Genomic DNA, 17,083 nt, shown 5'->3' with positions numbered 1-17,083 from the left:
AATGCAGGGGCTCGGCCGCCCGTTGTTGATCAAAAACGGGCGCGCGCACGGCGTTGCGGCTCCCTTGTGCAGAATGACTGCACGGCGGTCGCCGCGCCTTGTTCGCACGCAAAAGCGACTCGAGCGCGAGCGTGGACATTGATCAGTGTTTCCCAAGACCCGGAACAGGGCCTTGTCCCGTACCCGCCGACGCGTCAGGCCGCGTCAGTACGGGGCGGCCGTCTCGCCCTGCAGTGCCCGGGTCAGGTTCACGCAGGCGAACAGCAGGATGATCGCCACCGGCAGCCCCGCGGTGATCGCCCCGGTCTGCAGCCCGTCCAGGGCCATCTCGCCGCCCACGATCAGCAGGGTCGCCGCTACCGCGCCCTCGGTGATGCCCCAGATCACCCGCTGACGCTTGGGCGAGCGCGTGCTCCCGCGCGAGACCAGCGCGTCGATCACGTGGGTCCCGGAGCCCGACGAGGTGATGAAGTAGGTCGCGATCAGGACGGTCGCCAGCCCCGAGGCCAGATGGAACAGCGGCAGCTGCTCCAGCGTGGCGTACAGCGCAATGGTCGTGTCCTCGGCCACCGCCGCCGCGATCCCCGCCCCGTCTCCGAACAGCTCGAAATGCAGCGCCGTGCCGCCGAACACCGCCAGCCACACGAACACGAAAAGGGACGGCAGCAGCAGCACGCCGGCAATGAACTCGCGGATGGTGCGCCCGCGCGAGACCCGCGCGATGAAGATCCCGACGAACGGCGACCAGGCGATCCACCAGGCCCAGTAGAAGATGGTCCAGCTCTTCTGCCACTCGGCCTCCTGCATCGCGCCGGCGGTCAGACTCAGCTGCACGATGTGGTTGAGATACTCGCCGATGGAGTCGAGGAAGAAACGGATGATGAACAGCGTCGGGCCGGCGAGCAGCACGAACAGCAGCAACGCCGTGGCCAGCCACAGGTTGGCCAGGCTCATCCATTTCAGCCCGCGGTCCAGCCCGGAGATCACGGCCATCACCGCGACGAAGGTGATCGCCCCGATGATCCCCACCTGGAACCAGCCGGACACCGGCATGCCGAACAGCACGTTGAGACCGGTGTTCAGCTGCATCGCCCCGAAGCCCAGCGAGGTCGCCAGCCCGAACAGCGTGCCGAACACCGCGAGGATGTCGATCACGTGCCCGATCGGCCCGTAGATCCGATCCCCCAGCATTGGATAGAAGATCGACCGAATGGTCAGCGGCAGGCCCTTGCGGAACGAGAAATACGCCACCGACAGGCCCAGCACCACGTACACCGCCCAGGCATGCAGGCCCCAGTGAAAGAAGGTGAAGGCCATCGCTTCGCCGGCCGCTTCCTGGGTCTCGCCTTCGCCGAACGGCGGGTTCTGGTAGTGCAGCATCGGCTCGGCCACGCTCCAGAAGATCAGGCCGATCCCCATCCCCGCGCCGAACAGCAGCGAGAACCAGGCCATGAAGCTGAACTCCGGGCGGTCCTCGGTATTCCCGAGGCGAATCCGCCCGTACGGACTGAGCGCCAGCCAGACCAGAAAGGCAAGGAAGACGGTCACCGCCAGGATGTAGATCCAGCCCAGATACTCGGTGATGAACCCGTGGATCGCGGCAAAGGTCAGCGAGGCCGTCTCGGTGAAGATGACCCCGAACAGCACGAAGGTCAGCACCACGATGGATGACGCGGTGAACACCACCGGATTCACGGTGGCGAAGAACGCATGCGATCGTCCGAATATCATTCGTTCTCTCTCAGGTTTGTGCGTAGATCCGCTGGCCGCGCAGCCGTGCCGTCAGGCCTCGCCCGAGCGGCGGTAATGCTGCCGCAGCCAGCCCCCGACCGCCAGCAGCAGCGCCAGCACGCCCAGCGGCACCAGGGTCCAGGGCTGCAGTGCGTCGCCGTCCTCAATGGCCTCCGCCGCCCCGTAAAGCACGCTGGAATACACACCCCATTTCACGCACAGCCCCAGGGTCGTGGCCAGCACGAAGGTCGCGCGGGGCAGGCCCAGCATGCCCCCGGCATAATTGATGACGGAATGCGGGAACCCCGGGAAGGTACGCATCGCCATCAGATTCAGGAAGTCGCCGTGCCGACGCAGCGCCTCCACCAGCCAGGGATGGTGCCGCAGCGGGCCGCGATCCGCACCCAGACGACCCGCGAGCCAGTACCCGCCCAGCGCGCCCGCGACACTGCCGGTCACCAGCAACGGGACCGCGATCCATGGCGCCACGAACGGCGCGATCAGCCACACCACCAGACTGCCCGGCAGCGCGAAGGTGAACAGGATCGCCATCAGCACCACCAGCCCCGCGAGCAGCCAGGGATCGCCGGTCAGCCGACGCCCCGTCTCCAGGATCCATTCCGGATCACCGACGCCGATGCCCAGCCCGATCCCGAGCACTACCAGCCCGCCCAGCAACAGCGGACCGCCATGCTCTTTCAGGGAGCTCGCCATGGTCATTTCACGCCCGACGGGCGTATCGTGGAAAGGCTGACAACAAAAACAGCGAGGAGAGAGAACAATGCAGAACCGTTTCCTGTTGGGGGCCGTCATCGGCCTGATCGCCGGTATCATCCTGGCCTTTGCCTATGCCTACAACGCCGCGCCCGGACTGATGATCGTCGAGGACGAAAGCCAGTATGGCTACGCGGAAACCATCGAGCGCATCGAGACCGCGGCCGAAGCCGAAGGCTGGGCGGTCCCGACCAAGCACGACCTGAGCGGCACCGTGGGCGAACATGGATACGACGTCGCCCCGGTGACGGTCCTCGAACTGTGCCAGCCGGATCACGCCGGGAACCTCCTGAGCGAGGAAGACAACTATCTGGTGACCTCCATGATGCCCTGCCGCGTCTCGGTCTACGAACGCGCTGACGGCACCGTCATCGTATCGCGCATGAACACCAGTCTGGTGGCGCGGGTGTTCGGCGGCAGCATCGCCGAGATCATGGCCGAAGCCACCGAGGACAACGAACGCATCCTCGAAAGCGTGCTGCAGTAAACCGGCCCCGGCGCCCGGCCGGGCCGGGCGCCCTCCCCGCCCGCTTGTCCGCACGAGCGGCAACCACGATGATAGGCCCTCTCACGGAGATCCACGGCGGCCCGCGCCGCCCCCGGCCACGAGACTGCCATGTCGTACCTCAAGGACTTTCCGAATGCCGAAGGCTATTTCGGTGATTTTGGCGGCGCCTTCCTGCCACCGGAACTCGAATCCCATTTCGCCGAGATCGAACGCGCCTGGCGCCAGCTGGCCCTGTCCGCGGACTTCCTGCAGGAACTGCGCTATATCCGCCGGCATTACCAGGGCCGCCCCACCCCGGTCTACTACGCGCGCAACCTCAGCCGCGAGGCCGGCGCGCACATCTATCTCAAGCGCGAGGACCTCAACCACTCCGGGGCACACAAGCTCAATCACTGCATGGGCGAGGCCCTGCTCGCGCGCCACATGGGCAAGAAGAAGCTGATCGCGGAGACCGGCGCCGGCCAGCACGGCGTGGCCCTGGCCACTGCCGCGGCCTGCTTCGGCATGGAATGCGAGATCCACATGGGCGAGATCGACATCGAAAAGGAAGCGCCCAACGTCACCCGCATGAAGCTGATGGGGGCGGAGGTCGTCCCGGTATCTTTCGGCGGGCGCAGCCTCAAGGAAGCGGTGGACTCCGCGTTCCAGTCGTATCTCTCGCAGGCCGACGAGGCCCTGTTCGCGATCGGCTCGGTGGTCGGCCCGCACCCGTTCCCGCTGATGGTGCGCAACTTCCAGTCGGTGGTGGGGATCGAGGCGCGCGAGCAGTATCAGGAACTGACCGACGGCCAGCTGCCGGAACAGGTGGTTGCCTGCGTGGGGGGCGGGTCCAACGCAATGGGCATGTTCGCCGGTTTCATCGAGGATCCGGAGGTGCAGCTCAACGGCGTGGAGCCACTGGGTCGCGGCAGCGAACCGGGACAGCACTCCGCCACCATGACCTTCGGCAAACCGGGGATGCTGCACGGCTTCAAGTGCATGCTGCTGACCGACGACGAGGGCAACCCGGCCCCGGTGCATTCGATCGCCTCGGGGCTGGACTACCCCGGCGTCGGCCCCGAACACTCGTATCTGAAGACCACCGGGCGGGTCGCCTACCACGCGATCGGCGATGACGAGACCCTCGATGCCTTTTACCGCCTGTCGCGGACCGAAGGCATCATCCCCGCCCTGGAGAGCGCCCACGCGGTCGCCTGGGCGGTGGAGCACGCGCGCGAGCACCCGGGCAGCACCGTACTGGTGAACCTCTCCGGGCGCGGCGACAAGGACATCGACTACGTGGCGCGCACCTTCGGTCATGGCCGGGCGGACTGAAAACAGCGTACGCATTGAGGCTTCCGCCCCGGACGTGCAATCATCCCACGATCACCAAACAAGGGAGGTATCGGGGTGAGCGACAACGAAGATCTGCAAAAACAAAAAGAAGAGCTGGAAAAGGCCTACGACACCGATCACGAGATCGGTGAGCAGAACATCAACCCTCTCGGACTGGATCTCCACAACCCGGTTTTCGTGGTCAGTGCCGCACTGATCCTGCTGTTCGTGATCGGCGCCCTGGTCTTCCCGGAACAGGCGAATGACAGCCTCGGCGCCACCCAGACCTGGATCCAGGAAACCTTCGACTGGCTGTTCCTCTCGGCCGGCAACCTGTTCGTCCTCTTCGCCCTCGCCCTGATCCTCCTCCCGATCGGCCGCATCCGCATTGGCGGCCAGGACGCCAAACCCGATTTCGGCGTGCTGTCCTGGTTCTCCATGCTGTTCGCCGCGGGCATGGGCATCGGCCTGATGTTCTGGGCCGTGGCGGAACCGGTGGGCTACTTCACCGAATGGTTCGGCACCCCGCTGGGGATCGAAGGCGGCACCGAGGCCTCCAAGGAAGCCGCGCTGGGCGCCACCATGTATCACTGGGGTCTGCATCCCTGGGCGGTCTATGCCATCGTCGGCCTCGCGCTGGCCTTCTTCGCCTACAACAAGGGGCTGCCACTGACCATCCGTTCGGCGTTCTACCCGATTCTGGGCGAGCGCGTCTGGGGCCCGTTCGGCCACGTGATCGACACCCTGGCGGTGCTGGCCACGCTGTTCGGTCTGGCCACCTCGCTGGGTCTGGGGGCGCAGCAGGCGGCCTCTGGCCTGGACTTCCTGTTCGACGCGGTTGACGGTGGCCTGGGCACGCAGCTGGCGGTGATCATCGGCGTCACCGTGATCGCCCTGCTGTCGATCATGCGTGGCATCGACGGCGGCGTGAAGGTGCTGAGTAACCTCAACCTGATCGTCGCCGCACTGCTGATGCTGTTCGTGATGATCTTCGGCGGCTTCATCGCCTTCCTCGCCAACACCGGTACCACGCTCTCGGCCTACGTGCAGTACATCATCCCGCTGAGCAACCCGGTCGGGCGCGAGGACGAGACCTTCTACCACAGCTGGACCATCTTCTTCTGGGCGTGGTGGATCTCCTGGTCGCCGTTCGTCGGCATGTTCATCGCACGTGTCTCGCGCGGGCGTACGGTGCGCCAGTTCGTCACCGCCGTGCTGATCGTGCCCACGCTGGTCACCGTGGTGTGGATGAGCGTGTTCGGCGGCACCGGCATCGATCAGGTGCGCGACGGCATCGGTGCGCTGGCCGACGAGGGCATCACCGATTCCTCGCTGGCGCTGTTCCAGATGCTGCAGAACCTGCCGCTGGCCGCGATCACCTCGTTCCTGGCCGTGGTCCTGGTGCTGGTGTTCTTCATCACCTCCTCGGACTCCGGTTCGCTGGTCATCGACAGCATCACCTCCGGCGGCAAGACCGACGCCCCGCAGTCCCAGCGCCTGTTCTGGGCCACCGTCGAGGGCCTGATCGCCGCCGTGCTGCTGGCCGTGGGCGGAGCCGCCGCCCTGGAGGCCCTGCAGGCCGGGGCGGTGAGTACCGGCCTGCCGTTCATGATCGTGCTGCTCATCATGGCGGTCAGCCTGCTGATGGGTCTGTTCCACGAGCTGAAGCTCATCCGGCTGGCCGAAGCCGAAGCAGCCGGCAAGGCGTAGGACCGGCCTGCTCCACTGCCCGCTCCGTGTCCCGGAGCGGGCCAGGCCACCCGCCGGGAGCGTCTTCCGGCGGGTTTTTTGTTTTCCGGGATCCGGCCGACATCCGGGCGGATCCCGGCACGGATACAGGAGGCCGCAGCATGCGCCGAGAACGCGTCGAATTTCCGGGCCACCAGGGCCAGATGCTGGCCGGGCGCATCGACCGCCCCACCGGGCCCGTACGGGCCTGGGCCCTGTTCGCCCACTGCTTTACCTGCGGCAAGGACAATCGCGCCGCCAACCGCATCGCCCGCGGGCTGGCCGAGGCCGGGATCGCGACGCTGAGGTTCGATTTCACCGGACTGGGCGACAGCGAGGGCGACTTCGCCAACAGCGGCTTCTCCTCCAACCTCGAGGACCTGCTGGCCGCGGCCGACTACCTGCGCGGGCGAGAGGCCGCCCCCGCCCTGCTGGTTGGCCACAGCCTGGGCGGCGCGGCGGTACTGGGCGTCGCCGGTCGGATTCCAGAATGCCGCGCGGTCGCCACCATCGCCGCCCCGTTCGAGGCCGACAGCGTGCTGGACCACTTCGGCGAGGCGCTGGACACCATCGACAGCGAGGGCGAGGCCACGGTGAATCTGGCCGGGCGTCCGTTCCGCATCCGGCGGGAGTTCGTCGAGGACCTGCGCAGCCAGACCCAGGCCGAACGCATCCGCGACCTCGACCGGCCGCTGATGATCCTGCACGCTCCGGGCGACACGGTGGTGTCGGTGGACGCGGCGCGGCGCATCTTCGAGACCGCGCGCCATCCCAAGAGCTTCGTGTCTCTGGACGATGCCGACCACACCCTGCTCAATCCGGCCGACGCCGAATACGTGGCCGGACTGGTCGCCGCCTGGGGCACACGCTATATCGGCGAAGAACGAGGGGATTCGGCGGACGCGGACGCGCCCGGCGACGGGACCGCAGTGACGGTCGAGGAGACCGGCGACGGCCAGTACCAGCAGGACGTCCGCATCGGCCCGCATCACTTCCTGGCCGACGAACCGCCGGACGTCGGCGGCGATGGCACCGGCCCGAACCCCTACGAGCTACTGCTGGCGTCGCTGGGGGCCTGCACCAGCATGACCCTGCGCATGTACGCTGCGCACAAGCAGCTGCCGCTGGAACGCGTACGGGTGCATCTGCAGCACGAGAAGCTCAAGGGCGAGAACGGCCCGGTCGACCGCATCACCCGCGAGATCACCATAGAGGGCGAGCTGGATGCGAAACAGCGCGAACGCATGCTGCAGATCGCCGATCGCTGTCCGGTACACCGCACCCTGCACGGCGAGGTGCAGGTGGAGACCCGGGAGCGGTCTACAGGTACTTCAGACGCGCGCTGAGGCTGTCCACGTCGGAGACGACATCCTGCAGGGTCGTGCCGCCATCGGAGGAACCGACCACCACGCCCCGGCCGGACACCGGAATGATGCTGTCGATCTGGAAGCGACCGGCGGTCCCGCGCAGGAAACATTCCTCGTCGAAGAACAGGGTGTCGCCCTCGGGGCCGATCGTGTCCGCCTCGACGGTCTCGTATCCGATCAGCCCGGGCAGGTCTTCCCGTCCGCCGATCTCGATCGGTTCGATGGACTGTTTTTCGGCATCGATCAGCAGTGCCTTCATCGCTTTCTCCCGTGCAGCAAGTGGTGGTGAATCGTGATGGACCCGGCGCGACCTCAGGGCGTTCCGCCACGCAGCAGGCCGGCCGCGGCGAGGAAATCCTGCAGACCGCGGGTGTAAAGCGTCCCGGACCGCAGGAAGCCGTCGTTGTGGCCGCCGCACAGGCCCAGGATCGGCGGGGTGCCCGGGGCCGCCGCCTGCAGGCGGCGCGCATGCTCGAAGGGCACGATCTCGTCCTCGCGCGCATGCACCAGCAGCAGCGGGGCTTCCAGGCGCCGGACATGTTCGAGGACCGGATACGGATGGCGGATCAGCCAGCGTACCGGCAGGAACGGGTAGATCTCCGCCCCCAGATCCGCCGCCGAAGTGAACGCGGACTCCAGGATCACCGCACCGGGTTCGCGCTCCGCCGCCAGGCGCGCCGCCACCGCCGCCCCCAGCGAGCGGCCGAACACCACGATGTCCTCCGTCGCGTAGCCACGTTCCTCGCGCAGATGGGCCCAGGCGGCCTCGGCGTCGGCGTGCAGCCCCGGCGCATCCGGCCGGCCCGAGGAACGGCCGTAGCCGCGATAATCGATGATCAGCACCGCGAGCCCGATCTCGTGGAACCGCTGCAGCGAATGCAGGCGATGCCCGATGTTGCCCGCATTGCCATGGAAAAACAGCAGCACCGGGGCATCCTCCTCCGGACCCGGCAGATACCAGCCGTGCAGGCGCACGTCCGCCTCCGGCTCCAGCCACACCTCCTCGAAGTCCAGCCCGGCATCCGCGGGCGTGGAGGTCACGTCGCGCGAGGGCATGTAAATCAGGCGGTCCTGGGTCAGATAGACGGTCGCCACCAGCACGGCGTAACCCGTCGCGAGCAGGATCAGGAACCGGATCACATTGGCCATGCCCACGATCCTGAACATCCCCGTCGCCCTCCGCAACTCGGGTACAATGGCCGCGTACCATCCCCGCGCCCCACACGGTCCTCGCGATGCGCCATTCCCTGCTGACCAACACCGAACTCCTCGGCCTGGATCGTGACCGGCTGCTCCAGCGTCTGGCCGGCGATACCGCCCCGGACGATGCCCTCGCCTCTGCACTGGACCGCGCGCTGGAGTCGGTGGACGCCGCCGGTCTGGAGGCGCATGCGCTGGATGTCGCCGAGATCCTGCGCCACCTCAACGTCGACCGTCAGACCCTGATCGCCACCCTGCTGGTCCCGGTCTTTCTCGCCGGGCACGCCGACGCGAAGGCCCTGCGCCGCGACTACGGCGAACGCGTCGCGCAGCTCACCGAGAACGTCTCCGCACTGGTCCGCCGACGCTTCGAGACCCCGGCCGGCCGGCCCGAACAGGCCGAGCGTCTGCGCCGCATGCTGATGGCCATGGTCGACGACGTGCGCGCAGTGCTGATCAAGCTGGCGTTCCGCGTGCAGCACCTGCGGCTGGTGGTGAAGGAACCCGACACGGGCGCCCGCGCGCTGGCGCAGGAAACCCTGGACGTGATCGCCCCGCTGGCCAACCGGCTGGGCGTGGGTCAGCTCAAGTGGGAGATGGAAGATCTCTCGCTGCGCATCCTCGAACCCGAGACCTACCGCGATATCGCGCGCGGGCTGGAGGAGAACCGCACCGAACGCGAAGAGTACGTCGCGCGCTTCACCCGGATGCTGGAAAAGCACCTGGCCGATGCCGGGATCGAGGCCCGGGTGTTCGGCCGGCCCAAGCACATCTACAGCATCTGGAAGAAGATGCAGCGCAAGAACACCTCGCTGTCCGAGCTGTACGACCTGCGCGCCACGCGCGTGATCGTCGACCGGCTGGCGACCTGCTACACCGTACTGGGCGTGGTGCACAACCACTGGCGCCACCTGCCCGGCGAGTTCGACGACTACATCGCCAACCCCAAGGACAACGGCTACCAGTCGCTGCACACCGCCGTGGTGGGACCGGAGGGAAAGTTCGTGGAGGTGCAGATCCGCACCCGCGAGATGGACGAATTCGCCGAACTCGGGGTCGCCGCCCACTGGCGCTACAAGGAAGGCGGGCGCGAGGACCGCGCCCTCAACCAGGCCATCACCTCGCTGCGCCAGCTGCTGGAGAACGACGGCTCCGACCAGAACCTGCTCGACGAGATCCAGAGCGAGCCGCTGCACCAGCGCGTGTTCGTACTGACCCCGCAGGGCGACGTGCTGGACCTCGCCCAGGGCGCCACGCCGCTGGATTTCGCCTACGCCGTGCACACCGAGGTGGGCCACCGCTGCCGCGGCGCCAAGGTCGACGGGCGCATCGTCCCGCTCACCTACCGCCTGCGCTCCGGCGAACGCGTCGAGGTCCTCACCACGCGCGAGGGCGGCCCCAGCCGCGACTGGCTCAACCCCAACCTCGGCTATCTCAACACCTCCCGGGCGCGGGCCAAGGTGCGCACCTGGTTCCGCCAGCAGCATCAGGACGAGCACCTGGCCACCGGCAAGCAGCTGTTCGACCGCGAATGCCAGCGGCTCGGACTGCACGAACGCATCCCCGATCTCGACCGCGACGAGCTGGCGCGGCAGATGAAATACCCCGGGTTCGACGAACTGATGATCGCGCTGGGCGCCGGCGACATCACCACCGGGCAGATCGCCGGACGCCTGGCGCACATGATCCGTGAGCGGCAGGAACGCGAGAAAAGCACCCGGGAGGATACGGCCGCCACCCCGCCCGAGCGGCCGCGCCGAGGCGAGCGCCGCTCCAGTGGTGAGAGCCGGGAAGCAAACGGCGAGGACATCCGTATCCGCGGCGTGGGCGGCCTGCTGACCAGCCGCGCGCAGTGCTGCAACCCGCAGCCGGGCGACCCGATCATCGGCTTCATCACCCGCGGTGCCGGGGTCTCGGTCCACCGCGACGACTGCCCCAACATCCTCCACCTGCCGGAGGACAAGCGCGCGCGGTTGATCCCGGTGAACTGGGGCGACGAGCCCGAGACCGAGATCGTGTCACTGGAACTGGAGGCTCAGGACCGCCCCGGGCTGTTCGCCGAGGTGGGCGGGGTCTTCTCCCAATGCGGGATCAATCTGCTGCGGGTGAACACGCAGACCGATCCGGAGGATCGCAGCGTGCGCATGGAACTGGAGGCGGAGGTCACGGATCTGGGCGAGCTGAGCACCCTGTTCGACCGCCTCTGCTCACTGGAAAACATTTACGGCGTGCGCCGCGCGCACGATCCGGCAGCCGCCCCGGAGTGCGGGAAAGACTAGCCGGTGCGCCGGGCCGCCTGGTAGGCGTTCACGCCCTTGCGCCCCGCCCTGAGGCCCTTGATCTCCTCCAGGGCCGCGCGGCGGCGCTGCTCAATCTCGGGAACCGTCTCGAGGTAGAACTCGGACAGGGCCTCCAGCGCGGCACGCGAACGCGCCCCGGAGGCATCCGCCAGGCGCGGGGCGGAACCGAAGGCTTCCTCGATCAGCCCGCGGGCCTGGAGGTCCAGTTCCGGGAGGTCTTCCCAGGCCTCCTCGTGCACTGCGGTGCGCAGGCGCTGGAGAACGACCTCCAGGTCCTCCTCGAGCGAGGTCGCCGAAGCGGACGAATCGGCCATGTCGGAGGCGGCTAGCTCGCCCGGTTGGAGGCGGGGTTGCGGTATTCCGGCGGGATCTCGTCCCAGCCTGCCTTGATCTCGCGCAGCAGCTTCGACACCTCGTCCAGCCGCTCCGGATCGTTGTGCAGGTTGGCTTCGGTCAGGCGGCGCAGCATGTAGGAATACAGCGCGGCCAGGCGCTCGGCCAGTTCCGGGTTGTGCTTGTCATCCAGCATCGTGCGCAGGGAATCGATGATGTCGATCGCCTTACCAATCCGTTCGCCCTTGTAGGCGACGTTGCCGGCTTTCATCGCACCCTTCGCGACCGCGATGCGTTCCAGCGCACCCTCGAACAGCATCTGCACCAGGCGGTGCGGATCCGCGACCTGCACCTCCGACAGCATGCCCGCCTGGCGGTAGGAATCCACGTTCTTTCTCATGTTCATGCCGTACATGCTCGCCTCCGTTGCTCTCCCCCGAGGGGGATCGTTAGATCATGCCGCCGCCCATGCCGCCACCGCCGCCGAGCTTCTGCTGCAGGAAGTCACCGGTCTGCTGCATCTGGGCGACGGAGCTATCCATGCTGGAAAACTGGCGCACCAGTCGGTCTTCCAGCCGTTCGATGCGGTCATCCAGTCGCTCACGCTGGCGGTCCACACGGTCCTGTTCGTTCTGCAGCCCGTCCTGGCGGGTCTGGATCAGGCCTTCCGGGCCGGTAATCCCCTGCAGGGTCTCTTCCATGCCGCCGGCGATATCGCGCACCATGGCGGACACGTCCTCGAATCCTTCGCGATCCATCACTTCGTCAAAACGCTGGGTGTCGAACTCCAGCGTCCCGTCACGCTGAGTGGTGATCCCGAGGTCGGCCAGGGTCTGGTTGTTCATGCCGTCGACCTGGGAACGCTCCATCAGTGCATTGCTCATGCGGCTGCGCGCCGAACGCACCGTGCTGTCACCGGTGAGCACCGCGGCCTCATCTTCCTCGGGGTCATAAGCGGTCATCTCGTTGGTCTCGGAGACCATCGTGTTGTAGGCCTCGACGAAGGACTCCAGACCGTTGCGCAGTTCGTCCTGGTCCTCGCTCACCGAAACCGAGGTCTGCCCGACCCCCTCGAGGTCGATGGCCATGCCCTCGATGGTGTCCTCCAGGGTGTTGGAGGCGCTGGTGATCTCCATACCGTCGATGGTCACGACGGCATCCTGGGCCTCGACGGTGACCGTCTCGGGTTCACCGAGATTCGCCAGCCGACCCAGGCCACCTTCATCACCGTCGACCTCGACGTTAATGGTGTTTTCCTCGCCCGTGCTCTCGGACGTCATGGTCAGCCGCGGACCATTGCCGTCGTTGACGATGGAGGCGCGCACCCCGGCATCGGCGTCGTTGATGGCATTGCGCAGATCGTTGAGGGTGTCGCCTTCCTCCACGTCCAGCGAGACCATCTCGCCATCACCCACCGAAAAGCTGAATGTACCTGCACCGACTTCCTCGTCCGTGGAATCGAACAGACCGGAATCCGAGGCCACGGTCTGCGCCTCGGCCAGCTGCTGCACATCCATGTTGAAGTCGCCGTTGGGCGCATCCCCGGTGATCACCACCGAGGCCACATCCTCGTTACTCAGCGAGGCCGACTGCTCGGGCTCGAAATCCGCCAGATCCGAAAGCGACGATTCGATGCCGTCCATGCTGCTGCTGAGCGAACCATAGGCCGAGATCTCGGCCTCGATGCGTTCTTCGCGCTCGTTCAGGCGTTCCTCACGCGGCGCTCGCTGAGCGTTCACCAGATCGCCCACGATCTGGTTGAGATCCAGGCCGGAGCCTACGCCAAGAGAACTGATGGCCATGATCGTTACCTTCCTGCCCGCTGCGCGGGTGTCCCGTCGTTTCTGACCAGGTTAACGGCCCTTCTGCCGAAAACTTGAGCGGATGAATCATTATGGACCCAAACCTGCCCCCGCGGGATCATCCTCGAATGAGAAGAGTCACTGTAGGAGCGGCTTTAGCCGCGAAAACGACCACCATGTGGCCCCCACATCCACATTCGCGCGCAAGCGCGCTCCTACAAGGACCGGGCCAGCGCAATAACGCCTTCGACGCAGCAAGAACAATGCCGCCAGGCCCGCACCGCTCAGGCCTTGTCGACAAATCCCGTGCCGCCAAGCGCCCGTTCGTTCTCGAAATGCTCCGCCAGGGCCAGCATCTGCTCCGGCGGGATCTGGCGGATGATCTCGTCGCGGTCACCATCCATCACCGTAATCACGGTGCGGCCAGTGGAACTGTCGACACTGAATTCGAGAGAGCGCTTGCTGTTCTGCAGATACGCATTGATCGACTCGACCACCGGTCCGAGGTCCTCCGCGGACGGCGATTCGCCCGCATCCCGCCCGGACGAACCGGAAGCGTCCTGCCGCCCCTCGGACAAGCTGCCCGCCGGCGCGGCATCTCCCTTCCGCTCTACCGGCGCGCTGCCGCCCCGCGTGTCCGGGACGCCGGAAGGCGATTGCCCGCTCCCCGATTCCCCCGAACGCGATGGCTGCGTGTAACTCGCCGATCCGGACAGATTGTTGTTGATCATGTCAGTCATGGAAAGGCCTCCACGGACCCACCCCGGAGCCAGAACAGGCCCCGGGGCGGCCTCATGCGGTATATGTCAGTTTACTGCAGCAGCCCCAGGACATTCTGCGGCACCGCATTCGCCTGCGACAGCACCGAGATACCGGCCTGCTGAAGGACCTGCGCCCGGGTCAGTTCCGCGGTCTCGGCGGCGAAATCCGCATCCAGGATCCGCGACCGCGCATCCGACAGGTTCTCCGCCCCGATCTCGAGGTTGGAGATGGTGCTCTCGAAACGGGTCTGCACCGCACCCAGTTCGGAACGCAGCGAGTTCACCTGATCAAGCGCACCGTCTAGGGCCCCGATTGCTTCCCGCGCATCGTCGCGAGTATTGACGTTGATCTCGTTGATGGAAACCGCCGTTCCCTCACCATCTTCGCCTGACCCACCAAGGAAGAGATCCTCATTAGAGTCGGTACCATCAAAAGTGATTTGCCCGCCAGCGACAGTCAGCTCATCCCCCAAGTCAAAGTCACCGGTAACGGCAATCCCGGTATTCCCTTCGTTATCAATCCGCAGGGACGCTTGAAGACTGGCGTCCCGGATCGTCTCACTGTCCGTCGCCTGATTGGCGATCTCGCTGTTTATCACCCGGACCAGATCGTCAAAGGTCTCGGCCTCATTGACGGCCGTTCCATCAATCGTGATGTTCGTGTCTGTCCCGTCCAGCGAGATCGTAATGGTTTGAGCCCCATCAAAACCATCGAAAGGAGTCGTACCGTCAAGCTCGAATGTCTCACTCTTGGCTTCCGTCGCCCCGAGTACGGCGGTTCGCGCGTCGACATTGCCCACGGAAATCATCTGCCCCTGATTCGCCCCGACCTGGAAGAACAGGTCTTCCGCCGAACCGTCAAGAATATTCTGGCCGTTGAACTCGGTGTTGTTCGCGATCCGGCCCACTTCCTCCATCAACTGCTGGACCTCGTCGTTGATCGCCTGACGGTCCGACGCCGAATTCGAATCGTTCGCCGCCTGCACGGCCAGTTCGCGCGCCCGCTGCAGCGAATCGCTCACCGTGTTCAGCGCCCCTTCTGCTGTCTGCGCCAGCGAGATACCGTCGTTCGAGTTGCGTACTGCCTGATTGAGGCCGTTGATCTGCGAAGTAAAGCGTTCCGAGATCGCGAGTCCGGCTGCATCGTCCTTCGCGCTGTTGATGCGAAGCCCCGACGACAGGCGCTCCAGGCTCTGGGCCAGCGCGCTCTGGGATTCGTTCAGATTGCGCTGGGCATTCAGCGACAAAACGTTCGTGTTGATGACCTGAGACATGGCTGTTTTTCCTCGTTCCATGCGGCCCCGAGGCGGGGCCAACAGCCCCGTTACGGGGGCCAACCGTGCGGACCGTAATCCGCTCCTGACTTCGGTAACGGCCGAACGGCAATGGACTTGAGAGCCGGGCGGCAAATTTTTTCCGCTTTTTCGCCACCTCGCTCAGGCGCGTCATGGCGGGCCAGAAACACGGAACACCCCCGCTTCTGCCGGCCCCCGGATCGGGGCAGGCAAGGCCAGGGCGGCAGCCGATTACCGGTCGGATTGCCGTCCACAGTGCGGGGGTGCGGATCTAGCGCAACAGCGCCAGCAGGTTCTGCGGCATCGCGTTCGCCCGCAGCAGCACCGCGATCCCCGCCTGCTGCAGCACCAGGGCCCGCGTCAGCGCCGCCGCTTCCGCCGCAAAGTCCGCGTCCATGATCCGCGAACGCGCAGAAGACAGGTTCTCCGCCCCAATCTCCAGTTTCGAAATCGTGCTCTCGAAACGCGTCTGCACCGCTCCCAGCCTCGAACGCAGCGAATTCACCTGATCCAGTGCGCCCTCCAGCGCCCCCATCGCCCGGGTGGCAGCCTCACGCGTCGTTACCTCGACGGCATTCAGCGTGATGTCCTCGGACACGGCCGTCGCAAACAGCTCGCTGTCCACGCCATCTCCGTCGAGGTCGATCTCGCCACCGCTCACCGACAGCCCCTGCGTCCCGAGCCGGCCCGTCACCGCGATGGTGGTGTTGCCATCGTCGTCCACCCGAAGGCTCGCCCGCAGATCGGCGCGCGCCACCGCTGCCGCATCCGCATCGCCCCCGCCCGCTCGCTCGGCGATCGCCGAGTCAATGCGACGCACCACGTCCTCCAGCATCCCCCCTTCGCTGGCGGCAATCTCGATACTGTCGAAGCCGGCCCCGTCGATCGTGATGGCACCCACCGTCGCGAACTCCGTCAAGAGCTGATCCCGGGCCAGCCCGCCCGTCCCCGCGACCTCCGTCACCCCCAGCCGGGCGCTGCGCGCGTCCACACCGCTGATGGTGATCATCTGCCCCTGGTTCGCTCCCACCTGAAAGAACAGGTCACCGGCGCTGCCGTCCAGAATCCGCCGGCCGTTGTACTCGGTGTTGTTGGCGATCCGGCCCGCCTCGGTCATCAGCTGGCGGACCTCGTCATTCAGCGCCTGGCGATCCGCCGCCGAGTTGGAATCGTTCGCCGCCTGCACCGAAAGCTGCCGGGCGCGCTGCAGCAAATCGGTCACCGTATCCAGCGCACCTTCCGCCGTCTGCGCCAGTGAGATCCCGTCATTCGCGTTGCGTACCGCCTGATTGAGGCCGTTGATCTGGCTGGTGAAGCGCTCCGAGATCGCCAGACCCGCCGCGTCGTCCTTCGCGCTGTTGATGCGAAGTCCCGAGGACAGACGCTCCAGGCTCTGCGCCAGCGCGTTCTGCGTCATGTTCAGATTGCGCTGCGCGTTCAGCGACATCATGTTGGTGTTGATCACCAGAGACATGCGCCCCTCCCGCACCCGTGCTCTCGATCCGGCAACGATGCGGGATCACCCTTGTGGCCAATACACCACTCCTACATCCCTTAACGGCCGGACACGGCCGAACTTGAGGTCAAAGCGGCAAATCTTTTCCGCCCTTGCCGCCACGCTCCCGCCGCACACAAAAAGGCCCGCCCCGATCACTCGGGGCGGGCCCTGGGATGGCCGCGGCACGGGCCCGGAGGAAACCTCCGTCTTACTGCAGCAGACCCAGCACGTTCTGCGGCACCGCGTTCGCCTGCGACAGCACCGAAGTCCCCGCCTGCTGCAGCACCTCGGCACGCGTCAGCTCCGCCGTCTCCGCCGCAAAGTCCGCATCCAGGATCCGCGAACGCGCATCCGACAGGTTCTCCGAGCCGATCTCCAGGTTCGAGATCGTGCTCTCGAAACGCGTCTGCACCGCGCCCAGCTCCGAACGCAGCGAGTTCACCTGGTTCAGGGCCCCGTCCAGCGAGCCGAT

The 17,083-nt window shown here is 66.3% G+C and carries 16 protein-coding genes; 5 read left to right on the top strand and 11 right to left on the bottom strand.

Going from position 1 to position 17,083, the window contains the following annotated elements:
• Positions 1-204: 204 nt before the first annotated feature.
• Together C998_RS0113030 and C998_RS0113025 are read right to left on the bottom strand one after the other, a co-directional pair.
• Positions 205-1,731 (bottom strand): BCCT family transporter, encoded by a 1,527-nt coding sequence (locus C998_RS0113030; RefSeq protein ID WP_018871320.1) that lies wholly within the window; start codon positions 1,729-1,731, stop codon positions 205-207.
• A gap of 51 nt (positions 1,732-1,782) precedes the next feature.
• Positions 1,783-2,451: a TVP38/TMEM64 family protein gene (locus tag C998_RS0113025; RefSeq protein WP_018871319.1), complete on the bottom strand. Its 669-nt coding sequence runs from the start codon at positions 2,449-2,451 to the stop codon at positions 1,783-1,785.
• A 61-nt stretch (positions 2,452-2,512) separates the two neighbouring features.
• On the opposite strand from C998_RS0113025, the gene C998_RS0113020 reads away from it, so the two are divergent.
• From C998_RS0113020 to C998_RS0113005, 4 genes are all read left to right on the top strand, one after another.
• The gene (locus tag C998_RS0113020; protein WP_018871318.1) at positions 2,513-2,992 is read left to right on the top strand and encodes a DUF302 domain-containing protein; all 480 of its coding nucleotides are present in this window, start codon (positions 2,513-2,515) and stop codon (positions 2,990-2,992) included.
• Between the two features lie 129 nt (positions 2,993-3,121).
• Positions 3,122-4,327: a tryptophan synthase subunit beta gene (trpB, locus tag C998_RS0113015; RefSeq protein WP_018871317.1), complete on the top strand. Its 1,206-nt coding sequence runs from the start codon at positions 3,122-3,124 to the stop codon at positions 4,325-4,327.
• A 75-nt stretch (positions 4,328-4,402) separates the two neighbouring features.
• Entirely contained in the window at positions 4,403-6,037 is a 1,635-nt protein-coding gene (locus tag C998_RS0113010; protein ID WP_018871316.1) for a BCCT family transporter, read from the top strand.
• Positions 6,038-6,177: 140 nt separating this feature from the next.
• A complete protein-coding gene (locus tag C998_RS0113005) occupies positions 6,178-7,401 on the top strand; it encodes a bifunctional alpha/beta hydrolase/OsmC family protein (RefSeq protein ID WP_018871315.1) in 1,224 nt (407 codons plus the stop codon).
• On the opposite strand, the gene C998_RS0113000 is transcribed toward C998_RS0113005, so the two are convergent.
• Positions 7,376-7,681, bottom strand: a complete 306-nt coding sequence (locus C998_RS0113000; protein ID WP_018871314.1) for a hypothetical protein — start codon at positions 7,679-7,681, stop codon at positions 7,376-7,378. The two genes, C998_RS0113005 and C998_RS0113000, sit on opposite strands and share 26 nt — an antisense overlap.
• 53 nt (positions 7,682-7,734) lie before the next feature.
• Positions 7,735-8,571 carry an alpha/beta hydrolase gene (locus C998_RS0112995; RefSeq protein ID WP_018871313.1) on the bottom strand — a complete coding sequence of 279 codons (837 nt, stop codon included), beginning with the start codon at positions 8,569-8,571 and terminating at the stop codon, positions 7,735-7,737.
• An 86-nt stretch (positions 8,572-8,657) separates the two neighbouring features.
• On the opposite strand from C998_RS0112995, the gene C998_RS0112990 reads away from it, so the two are divergent.
• The gene (locus tag C998_RS0112990) at positions 8,658-10,901 is read left to right on the top strand and encodes a bifunctional (p)ppGpp synthetase/guanosine-3',5'-bis(diphosphate) 3'-pyrophosphohydrolase (RefSeq protein WP_018871312.1); all 2,244 of its coding nucleotides are present in this window, start codon (positions 8,658-8,660) and stop codon (positions 10,899-10,901) included.
• On the opposite strand, the gene C998_RS0112985 is transcribed toward C998_RS0112990, so the two are convergent.
• From C998_RS0112985 to C998_RS14160, 7 genes are all read right to left on the bottom strand, one after another.
• Positions 10,898-11,236, bottom strand: a complete 339-nt coding sequence (locus tag C998_RS0112985) for a flagellar protein FliT (RefSeq protein ID WP_018871311.1) — start codon at positions 11,234-11,236, stop codon at positions 10,898-10,900. The two genes, C998_RS0112990 and C998_RS0112985, sit on opposite strands and share 4 nt — an antisense overlap.
• 11 nt (positions 11,237-11,247) lie before the next feature.
• The gene (gene fliS, locus C998_RS0112980) at positions 11,248-11,670 is read right to left on the bottom strand and encodes a flagellar export chaperone FliS (protein WP_018871310.1); all 423 of its coding nucleotides are present in this window, start codon (positions 11,668-11,670) and stop codon (positions 11,248-11,250) included.
• A gap of 34 nt (positions 11,671-11,704) precedes the next feature.
• Entirely contained in the window at positions 11,705-13,057 is a 1,353-nt protein-coding gene (gene fliD / locus C998_RS0112975) for a flagellar filament capping protein FliD (RefSeq protein ID WP_018871309.1), read from the bottom strand.
• 284 nt (positions 13,058-13,341) lie between these two features.
• Positions 13,342-13,797 carry a flagellar protein FlaG gene (locus C998_RS15260; RefSeq protein WP_231365002.1) on the bottom strand — a complete coding sequence of 152 codons (456 nt, stop codon included), beginning with the start codon at positions 13,795-13,797 and terminating at the stop codon, positions 13,342-13,344.
• Between the two features lie 71 nt (positions 13,798-13,868).
• A complete protein-coding gene (locus tag C998_RS0112965; protein ID WP_018871307.1) occupies positions 13,869-15,092 on the bottom strand; it encodes a flagellin in 1,224 nt (407 codons plus the stop codon).
• Positions 15,093-15,384: 292 nt separating this feature from the next.
• Positions 15,385-16,587, bottom strand: coding sequence for a flagellin (locus tag C998_RS0112960; protein ID WP_018871306.1), 1,203 nt, complete (start codon positions 16,585-16,587; stop codon positions 15,385-15,387).
• A 232-nt stretch (positions 16,588-16,819) separates the two neighbouring features.
• On the bottom strand, positions 16,820-17,083 hold a 264-nt coding region (locus C998_RS14160; protein WP_018871305.1), incomplete at its 5' end, for a flagellin.

The sequence above is a fragment of the Thioalkalivibrio sp. ALgr3 genome (genome assembly GCF_000377325.1).
In the GTDB taxonomy this organism is placed as follows: domain Bacteria; phylum Pseudomonadota; class Gammaproteobacteria; order Ectothiorhodospirales; family Ectothiorhodospiraceae; genus Thioalkalivibrio.
This window is presented reverse-complemented; position numbering and strand designations above follow the sequence as displayed.

Excerpts from the sequence above, each read along its gene's own strand:
- C998_RS0113030 (WP_018871320.1), bottom strand. The coding sequence starts at position 1,731 with ATGATATTCGGACGATCGCATGCGTTCTTCGCCACCGTGAATCCGGTG.
- C998_RS0113025 (WP_018871319.1), bottom strand. The coding sequence starts at position 2,451 with ATGACCATGGCGAGCTCCCTGAAAGAGCATGGCGGTCCGCTGTTGCTG.
- C998_RS0113020 (WP_018871318.1), top strand. The coding sequence starts at position 2,513 with ATGCAGAACCGTTTCCTGTTGGGGGCCGTCATCGGCCTGATCGCCGGT.
- trpB (WP_018871317.1), top strand. The coding sequence starts at position 3,122 with ATGTCGTACCTCAAGGACTTTCCGAATGCCGAAGGCTATTTCGGTGAT.
- C998_RS0113005 (WP_018871315.1), top strand. The coding sequence starts at position 6,178 with ATGCGCCGAGAACGCGTCGAATTTCCGGGCCACCAGGGCCAGATGCTG.
- C998_RS0113000 (WP_018871314.1), bottom strand. The coding sequence starts at position 7,681 with ATGAAGGCACTGCTGATCGATGCCGAAAAACAGTCCATCGAACCGATC.
- C998_RS0112995 (WP_018871313.1), bottom strand. The coding sequence starts at position 8,571 with ATGGCCAATGTGATCCGGTTCCTGATCCTGCTCGCGACGGGTTACGCC.
- C998_RS0112990 (WP_018871312.1), top strand. The coding sequence starts at position 8,658 with ATGCGCCATTCCCTGCTGACCAACACCGAACTCCTCGGCCTGGATCGT.
- C998_RS0112985 (WP_018871311.1), bottom strand. The coding sequence starts at position 11,236 with ATGGCCGATTCGTCCGCTTCGGCGACCTCGCTCGAGGAGGACCTGGAG.
- fliS (WP_018871310.1), bottom strand. The coding sequence starts at position 11,670 with ATGTACGGCATGAACATGAGAAAGAACGTGGATTCCTACCGCCAGGCG.
- fliD (WP_018871309.1), bottom strand. The coding sequence starts at position 13,057 with ATGGCCATCAGTTCTCTTGGCGTAGGCTCCGGCCTGGATCTCAACCAG.
- C998_RS15260 (WP_231365002.1), bottom strand. The coding sequence starts at position 13,797 with ATGACTGACATGATCAACAACAATCTGTCCGGATCGGCGAGTTACACG.
- C998_RS0112965 (WP_018871307.1), bottom strand. The coding sequence starts at position 15,092 with ATGTCTCAGGTCATCAACACGAACGTTTTGTCGCTGAATGCCCAGCGC.
- C998_RS0112960 (WP_018871306.1), bottom strand. The coding sequence starts at position 16,587 with ATGTCTCTGGTGATCAACACCAACATGATGTCGCTGAACGCGCAGCGC.